The organism is Oleiphilus sp. HI0043, assembly GCF_001634935.1.
Map to the genome: position 1 here is coordinate 1 of NZ_LWEY01001783.1, position 1,080 is coordinate 1,080.

At 42.6% G+C, this 1,080-nt stretch carries 2 protein-coding genes; one reads left to right on the forward strand and one right to left on the reverse strand.

The window, feature by feature from the left end:
• A partial coding sequence (locus tag A3729_RS33570) for a hypothetical protein (RefSeq protein ID WP_197476168.1) occupies positions 1–327 on the forward strand: 327 nt, incomplete at its 5' end.
• A gap of 26 nt (positions 328–353) precedes the next feature.
• On the opposite strand, the gene A3729_RS33575 is transcribed toward A3729_RS33570, so the two are convergent.
• Positions 354–1,080 (reverse strand): hypothetical protein (locus tag A3729_RS33575; RefSeq protein WP_197476170.1); only part of this gene is annotated, 727 nt, incomplete at its 5' end.

A 1,080-nucleotide genomic window follows, 5' to 3' on the forward strand; every position in this document is an offset into this window, starting at 1 on the left:
GTTTATCACCCTGAAGTGATGAGCCTGATTAAGTCTGGAGACGTAGCGACAATCAAGCTGAAGGGCTTGGAGCATGGGATTCACTTGCTGCAATTGAAAAGGCTAGATGTGCTGATTGATTTCGGGATTTTGCTCAAGTATCAACTTCGAGAAAGAAAATTGAATGAGCAGCTTGTATTGGCCAAGCTGCCTGCAGACGAATATAAACTTCATTGCGCCTATTCAAAACAAATTAAAAATAAGATTGCGCCAAAAACACTCGATATGCTTATTGAAAACCTCGTCAGAACCGGTGAGCTTGATCGAATTCTAAAACGTTATCAGTGATCCACTTCATTAGATAAATTGCTGCTTTATTGGCTTGCGGCATACTGTGTTGATCGAAACTGGCTCAAACTATAATCTCTTGTATAGAATTCAGGGTGAGCTAAGGGCGCTAGTTGGATAGGTAAGGCTACTTTTGCGAGTGACAGGTTTTTCAGCAAGAAAGGGCCTTCTTCCTGAGCGTCATGAATCATTAAGCCATCGAACTCCAAAGGTATCCAATGCTTGCCAGGTGCAAGCTCACCTGAATGTTGGGTTGTGCCAATAGGTGTATTACTGGCGCTATAGAGCGAGGCTTGAAAGTAAAAACGGTTTTTGCTGCTGACGCTAATTTCGGTCTCTATTAATAAATTCCCTTGCGCATTGAGCTTATCTCGAAAGTTTCCGGTCAGCTCTAGAGCCGGTTCTGAAAGAGTGAAAGTAATAGCGTCTGCAAGTTTGTTGGTTTTGTTAACGATTAGTACTTTATATAAACCAGCAATTTTTTCTGCATCAATATCAATTCGATATTCGTAAATGCCGTCCTGATTTTCGTCAGTGAACTCAAACTGTTGCAGGTTCGAGCTTTCATTGTAGATTAGTTGGCCCAGAAACTGGCTTGGAATTGGTGCTTGGTTCGCGTCCTGAAGGCTTGCATAGATGGTTGCTATGTCTCCATGAAGATAGTATTTCTTATCGCTCCAGATTGTTAGTGCAGTATGAGTCTCTTCATCAAGGCTGGTCCGTTCATCAATTGCGTAGCGCTTCTCGGTGGGG